Here is a 7,184-nt window from a genome sequence, read left to right on the forward strand (position 1 = left end):
GGTTGCGTAACTTACCCTTAGCACGGACGCGGTGAATCTCGCCTTCCCACACCGTAGCGATTCCGGCAGAATCGTAGCCCCGATACTCCAGCTTCTCCAAACCCGCCAGCAAAATTCCGGTTGCTGCTTGAGTGCCGATATAGCCTACAATTCCGCACATTTATGTTACTCCTTATATTCTTTAAAATTTATAAGTTAATCTATCGGGGTTAGTTTGAATCGACAAATAATTTCTCTATTCTATAATTGATGGCTTATGCCATACGAATGTTGCTTTTGCGCGAATTAAGTAGTCAGGACTGGTTGTCAGTTGTCAGTTGTCAGTTATCAGTTACCAGCTACCAGTAACTTTTCTTTCTCAGCCCCCTCAGCTCCTATTCTCCGAGCAGGGCTTCGCCCTACATCTGGGCGACTCTCTCTTTCCCCTGCTCCCTCATCAAAAAAAGAGGGTGGCTTGTGTTCTCCCCCCTCTGTATGCAGCTGGATTGTTACGCGCAGCTAAAAAAGGCAATCGTCTAATGGTACTGGCTATCAAAATGTTGTTTTTTTATTTCTAGCTTCTAGAGGATTTAACTCAAACTCTAGTAAGCTAGACCCATGCTGCGAGTGGTTTCCGCACCGAGATAGACGCGAATGCTTAAAAAGTCGGTGGGACAAGCTGTTTCACAGCGCTTGCAGCCTACACAATCTTCCGTGCGGGGAGAGGAAGCGATTTGAGCGGCTTTGCAGCCATCCCAAGGAACCATCTCTAGCACGTCTGTCGGGCAAGCCCGCACGCACTGAGTGCAGCCGATACAGGTATCGTAGATTTTAACGGTATGAGACATGGAAATTAAGACTCCAACGAGCGTTTTATGTTGGCATAGACTCATAATCAAGGCTTAGTTTACCGTAGAGTCTGAATCCACTTCAGTAAAAGGCTACATAACTTTAAATTCTGTAATAGTAGGGAGCAGTTATCAGTGACCACTGACCACTGACCACTGACCAGTGACCAGTGACCAGTGACCACTGACCACTGACCAGTTAACAATCCACTACACCCCACACTTCCCACACTTCCCACACTTCCCACACTTCCCACACCTCACACCCCACACCTCACACCTCACACCCCACACCCCACACCCCACACCTCACACCCTTTCTTTACTGACAACTGAGCAACCAATTACTGATTGCATCTATCTATAGCTATAAAAGTAATAAATTGTGTGTTGAAACTAGTCAATAAAATTTGGAGAAAATATTTGACGATCGCCCCTCAATTTTATGTAAAGTATTGTAAATAAGCGCTGAGTTTGATAGAATACACAGGTAGTGTTGTATGGATGATTATGGCGATCGTCGTCAATTTTTTGACAGTAAATACAACTCCTACTTTGGACTGAGGACAGAAATTTCGGCTTCAGTTTATTTTTGTGATGTAACGTGAATAGACTCACGCGCGCGAGTGCCTTGGCATAGCTGCGATCGCCTTAAGTGTGGCAAAGTCCATAAGGGAGCAAAACTTGCAATACAAGCCCAATGTTGAACTGAATCGATCTCCTCTAAATCCAGAGCAGAAAGTTAATTACGGTTGCAATCTCAAATGGAAACCTGGAGATAAAAGAGGTAGTTTGATAGCCATAGCCGCTATTCTTATTAGTAGAACTACTTCAAAACCAAGCATTTAGGCTTGTCAAAGCTCGAAGATTTCAGTATTTTGTATAGATTGTCAACCGCGATCGCAGGTTCGGCAAAATATAAGGTAACAGCAGTGAGATAAGCGATTCCGATCGGCAGTTTAAGCAATGTTTAATTGCGACAAACTTTTGTCTTCTATAAAGATTTGTTTTTGTCAAGGATTGCAAATAATATTTACTTGCTGCTAATGTATTGTAAGAGTCATTTGGCTCTCAAAGCGCCATAAAAATCTGCCGATGTTAGTTTTTTTCCTCCTTTTCTGCCCTCTGTATTCAGAGTGGTAATCATAATAGAGGAGAGTTAACTTGGCTTTTAGTCATGTATTTTTTGACCTAATAAGAGCAGTGCCAGCTATGAACGTGTAGCTGAGAGTAAAAGGGCGAGCAGAAATTGCGTTAGCGTTCGCGAAGTGTAGCGTAGCGTTTAGCTTAACGAATGTTATCGCCATCATAATTGACGCGAACTTATTAGGCTTTCTGTCATCGCATTCCCAAACACGGTGGCGAGTGGTTAGAGGCAACAGAAAAAAGTGAAGTCAAAAATTGGGTAAGTATTTACTACTTTACTCGATGTGCTTTTGCTGAACTTCTTTTGCATCTACTTGGTCTTGCGGCGCTACATGCAAGTCGCTAATTTTTGTTGGACTAATTCACACAGGTAAAATTCATGAGCGAAGTACAAGCAAAGTTCACGGCGACTGAAACAGCTTTTCACGTTGAAGGTTACGAAAAGATTGAATTCAGCCTCCTCTGTATTAATGGTGCTTTTGACATTAGCAACCGTGAAATTGCCGACCAATATCAAAAATACGGACGCTGTTTGACCGTCATTGATGCCAATATATATCGACTGTACGGCGAACAAATTGAGGCATACTTTCAGCATTACAACATCGACCTGACCGTATTCCCCATCACCATTACCGAACCAAATAAGACGATCGCGACCTTCGAGACAATTATCGATGCATTTGCCGAGTTCGGCTTAGTCCGCAAAGAACCAGTCTTGGTTGTTGGTGGTGGATTAGTCACAGACGTAGCTGGTTTTGCCTGTGCTGCTTATCGTCGTAACTCTAACTTCATCCGCGTCCCAACTACCTTGATCGGTCTGATCGATGCTGGGGTTGCAATTAAGGTTGCAGTTAACCATAAGAAACTGAAAAATCGCTTAGGCGCTTACCACGCACCTAAACAGGTCATCCTTGATTTTTCTTTCTTGCGCACCCTACCTACAGCCCAAGTGCGTAACGGTATGGCAGAACTCGTAAAAATTGCCGTAGTTGCCAACGCTGAAGTCTTCAATTTACTGGAGAAGTATGGCGAACAACTCCTGCAAACTCACTTCGGTTATGTGGATGCAACACCAGAACTTCAGGAAATTGCCTACAAAGTCAATTACGAATCGATCAAGACGATGATCGAGTTGGAAACCCCCAACCTGCATGAAATCGACCTCGATCGCGTCATTGCCTACGGTCATACCTGGAGTCCGACTTTAGAACTCGCCCCTAACGTACCGATCTTCCACGGTCACGCTGTGAATATTGACATGGCATTCTCAGCCACCCTCGCAGCAAGACGCGGCTACATCTCTACCCAAGACCGCGATCGCATCCTTGGTTTAATGAGTCGGATCGGCTTAGCCCTCGACCATCCTCTACTAGAAGGCGATCTCCTCTGGCAGGCAACTGAGTCGATTATGCAAACCAGAGATGGCAAACTACGCGCAGCAATGCCCAAACCTATCGGGACTTGCTTCTTCGTCAACGACCTGACGCGGGAAGAACTGAATGCTGCTTTAGCCGAACACAAGCAACTGTGTGCGACCTATCCTCGCGGTGGCGACGGTGTTGATGCTTACATGGTACAAGAACCCGAACTCGTAGGGAGCGTATAACCATGACGATCGCACCTCAGAAAGAAAACACGGCAAGACCAGTTACGCCCTTGGGGATTTTAGTGCAGCAGTTGCAACAAATCCTAGAGTTAGTGGCGAAAGAACAAAACATTTCTTTAGAGGTAGCTGCCAAAATTCAGCAAGTGTGGCAACTCGCCGCAGGCATCGACCCATATATCGAAGCCGTTTCCACCGAAGAGTCTGCTGCCCTCGCCGCACTAGCAAAAAAGACTTGTGCCGAACCTTGGGAAAAACGATTTTCTGACCAGGAAACAGTCCGCCAGTTAGAACAAGAGATGCTGTCTGGACATTTGGAAGGACAAACATTAAAAATGTTCGTCCACATGACCAAAGCCAAAAATATTTTGGAGGTTGGGATGTTCACGGGTTACTCTGCTTTAGCAATGGCAGAGGCTTTACCAGAGGACGGACGACTAGTCGCTTGCGAAGTGGATCGATACGTGGCAGACTTTGCAATTGACTGCTTTCAAGCATCTCCCCACGGACGCAAAATTTCTGTGGAAGTTGCCCCAGCTTTGGAAACATTGCAGAAATTGGCAGCAGCCAAAGAGTCTTTTGACTTGGTATTTATTGATGCCGATAAGAAGGAGTACGTAGATTATTTCCACCTCTTGCTAGATGCAGATTTAGTACCCTCTGGAGGATTTATCTGCGTTGATAATACCTTGTTGCAAGGACAGCCATACCTGCCACCCGACCAGCGCACCCCAAACGGAGAAGCGATCGCCCAATTTAACCGCATCGTAGCTGCTGACCCCCGCGTGGAACAGGTTTTGCTACCGCTACGCGATGGTTTGACCATTATCCGGCGCATATAAATCGGTAAAAGCAAGGCAATGCCTTGCTTTTACCACAATCTATTACCCCTACCATGCAGATATTTGCAGTATTCCAAAATCTGGGAACGCTACTTCTACTCGCGATCGCCTTTCCTTTCAACTGTACTGTTGTCTTGACAGCGTTATTGTGGAATCTCGTCAGCAAGCCGTTTCGTGACAGGGGCATCTTGCCTGTATCTCACCCCAAAAACATCATGCTGACGGGGGGGAAGATGACCAAAGCCCTGCAACTTGCCCGTTCGTTTCATATGGTCGGACATCGGGTGGTGTTGGTAGAAACACACAAATATTGGTTGACTGGACATCGGTTTTCTAACGCCGTCGATCGCTTTTACACCGTTCCCGCGCCGGAAAAAGACCCGGAAGGCTATTCACAAGCATTACTGGCGATCGCCAAACAAGAAAATATTGATGTCTACGTTCCCGTCTGTAGTCCCGTCGCCAGCTACTATGACTCTGTGGCTAAATCAGTTTTATCTGGCTGCTGCGAGGTGTTTCACTTCGATGCAGAGGTGACGCAGATGTTAGACGATAAGTATGATTTTGCCGAGAAAGCGCGATCGCTCGGTCTATCTGTCCCCAAATCTTTCAAGATTACTAATCCAGAACAAGTTATTAACTTTGACTTTTCCGATGCAGAACGTCCGTATATCCTCAAAAGCATTCCTTACGACTCGGTACGTCGTTTAAACTTAACTAAGCTACCATGCGCTACACAAGCAAAAACAGCAGCTTTTGTCAACAGCCTGCCGATTAGTCCTGAAAAGCCTTGGATTATGCAGGAATTTATCCCAGGACAGGAATACTGCACCCACAGTACCGTCCGCAATGGGGAATTAAGAATGCACTGCTGTTGCGAGTCTTCTGCTTTTCAAGTCAATTATGAAAATGTTGACAAGCCAGAAATACTTGCATGGGTGCGTCATTTTGTCAAAGAATTAGGAATTACCGGACAAGCTTCTTTTGACTTTATTCAAGCTGAGGATGGAAACGTTTATGCGATTGAGTGCAACCCCCGCACCCACTCAGCAATTACAATGTTTTATAATCATCTAGGCGTAGCCGATGCATATCTAAGTAACGAGTCTTATACTGAGCCGTTGCAACCGCTACCAACCAGCAAGCCTACTTATTGGACTTATCACGAACTCTGGCGGCTAACTGGAATTCGCTCTTTTCAACAATTACAGACCTGGTTCAAAAACATCTGGCGTGGGAAGGATGCAATTTTTGCGATCGACGATCCTTTGCCATTTTTAATGGTACATCACTGGCAAATTCCCCTCTTACTTTTAGACAATCTTCGCAAGCTTAAAGGCTGGATCAGGATAGATTTTAATATTGGCAAGATTGTCGAATTCGGTGGGGATTAAAAGTGGTAAGTCGTAAGTCGTAAGTAAGCGACCAATGACCAATGACCAATGACCAATGACCAATGACAACCTTCACGAGTGATTCATAACTCAAGCTCGAAATACTATATGATCGCTAATCAAACTAAAACAGGTTGGGAAGTTATTTATCATCGCGCTCATGCGCTACTTGCAGCACAAATTGCCGGACATTGGCGACGTAAGGATTTTCCACCTCGGATTTACGAAACTATAGCTGCAATTTCCCACCATGACGATCTAGAAAAGGAATGGGAAGAAAATAGTCTCACGCCAGCTGGTGCGCCGTTAGACTTTACTCTCGATACTAGTACTCATCTACCCAAGCTGAAACAGCACATTTCCAACGCACGCTATCGGGGACGGTGGGTGACAATGCTAACTTCTATGCATACTAGTTTTTTGAATGAAGGAAAACGGGGAGAGTCATCGGAACTCGATGAGTTTCTTGACGAACAATTAGAGCTACAAAAGCAATATAGGAAAGAACTTAAAATTAGTCAGAAAGATACTGAAGAAGCTTATGCATTTTTTCAGTGGTGCGATCGCCTTTCATTAATTCTCTGTAACCATCAACTACCAGTAGACGAACGCGCGTTAGAAATTGGCAAAGGTCCAGACGGCGATCGCTACGATATTATTCAGTTGAAGGATGGCAAAGTTACCGTTACTCCTTGGTGCTTTGAAGAGAAGGAGTTTACTGTCAACGTAGAAGCCTCATACCTTTCCCAACTACAATTTGGTAGTAATGCCGAACTGACAGAGCAATTACAAACCGCACCGATGAAAAGTTTGGAGTGGACATTTGTTAAAGTATGATTGTCATTGGTCATTAGTCATTGGTCATTAGTCATGGGTGAGTAGCGAAAAGCAATCTGTGGTTAGCGTTTTGACTTTTAGCTTTTGACTTTTGACTTATTCCCTACCTCCTCAGTAACAGTGAGCCAAGCACAAGAACAGTCCCCAACCAACCTACCTAATGTAGCCTTCACGGATTGGTTTGAATATCCAGTCCGAGCGCAGCCACATCATACAGACTATGCTGGTAATGTTTGGCATGGTTCTTACATGACGTGGATGGAAGAAGCACGGGTAGAATGCTTGCGATCGATTGGGATTAATTTTGCTGACTTAGTCGCTTTGGGTTGTGACTTACCCGTAGTAGAACTTGCAGTACGCTATCACCGTCCGATTAAAATGGGGATGGATGCAATAGTCAGAACCCGCATGGCGGATATGGAAGGCGTGCGGATCAATTGGGACTATCAAATTCAATCTCCCGACAGTCAAGAATTGTATGTAACGGCAAGAGTCATATTAGTAGCAGTCGATCGCGAAAAGGGTAAAATTA

General features: G+C 45.0%; 6 protein-coding genes. 5 read left to right on the forward strand and 1 reads right to left on the reverse strand.

Annotated features, from left to right (window positions below; all coding sequences use genetic code 11):
* Positions 1-581: 581 nt before the first annotated feature.
* Positions 582-827, reverse strand: coding sequence for a photosystem I iron-sulfur center protein PsaC (gene psaC, locus ACRC32_RS13015; protein WP_012411495.1), 246 nt, complete (start codon positions 825-827; stop codon positions 582-584).
* A gap of 1,525 nt (positions 828-2,352) precedes the next feature.
* Between psaC and ACRC32_RS13020 the strand changes: the two genes are divergently transcribed.
* The 5 genes from ACRC32_RS13020 to ACRC32_RS13040 form a co-directional block, all read left to right on the forward strand.
* Positions 2,353-3,582, forward strand: a complete 1,230-nt coding sequence (locus tag ACRC32_RS13020; protein ID WP_438554369.1) for a sedoheptulose 7-phosphate cyclase — start codon at positions 2,353-2,355, stop codon at positions 3,580-3,582.
* Positions 3,583-3,584: 2 nt separating this feature from the next.
* Positions 3,585-4,421 (forward strand): O-methyltransferase, encoded by an 837-nt coding sequence (locus ACRC32_RS13025; RefSeq protein WP_438554370.1) that lies wholly within the window; start codon positions 3,585-3,587, stop codon positions 4,419-4,421.
* Positions 4,422-4,474: 53 nt separating this feature from the next.
* The gene (locus ACRC32_RS13030; protein ID WP_438554372.1) at positions 4,475-5,815 is read left to right on the forward strand and encodes an ATP-grasp domain-containing protein; all 1,341 of its coding nucleotides are present in this window, start codon (positions 4,475-4,477) and stop codon (positions 5,813-5,815) included.
* Positions 5,816-5,923: 108 nt separating this feature from the next.
* On the forward strand, positions 5,924-6,652 hold the full coding sequence (locus ACRC32_RS13035) for a DUF3891 family protein (RefSeq protein WP_438554371.1): 729 nt from the start codon (positions 5,924-5,926) through the stop codon (positions 6,650-6,652).
* 120 nt (positions 6,653-6,772) lie between these two features.
* Positions 6,773-7,184: acyl-CoA thioesterase (locus tag ACRC32_RS13040; protein WP_438554373.1), on the forward strand; the 412-nt coding region annotated here is incomplete at its 3' end.

It is taken from the genome of Chroococcidiopsis sp. (genome assembly GCF_051657925.1).
Classification (GTDB): Bacteria; Cyanobacteriota; Cyanobacteriia; order Cyanobacteriales; family Chroococcidiopsidaceae; genus Chroococcidiopsis.

Excerpts from the sequence above, each read along its gene's own strand:
- ACRC32_RS13020 (WP_438554369.1), top strand. The coding sequence starts at position 2,353 with ATGAGCGAAGTACAAGCAAAGTTCACGGCGACTGAAACAGCTTTTCAC.
- ACRC32_RS13030 (WP_438554372.1), top strand. The coding sequence starts at position 4,475 with ATGCAGATATTTGCAGTATTCCAAAATCTGGGAACGCTACTTCTACTC.
- ACRC32_RS13035 (WP_438554371.1), top strand. The coding sequence starts at position 5,924 with ATGATCGCTAATCAAACTAAAACAGGTTGGGAAGTTATTTATCATCGC.
- ACRC32_RS13025 (WP_438554370.1), top strand. The coding sequence starts at position 3,585 with ATGACGATCGCACCTCAGAAAGAAAACACGGCAAGACCAGTTACGCCC.
- psaC (WP_012411495.1), bottom strand. The coding sequence starts at position 827 with ATGTCTCATACCGTTAAAATCTACGATACCTGTATCGGCTGCACTCAG.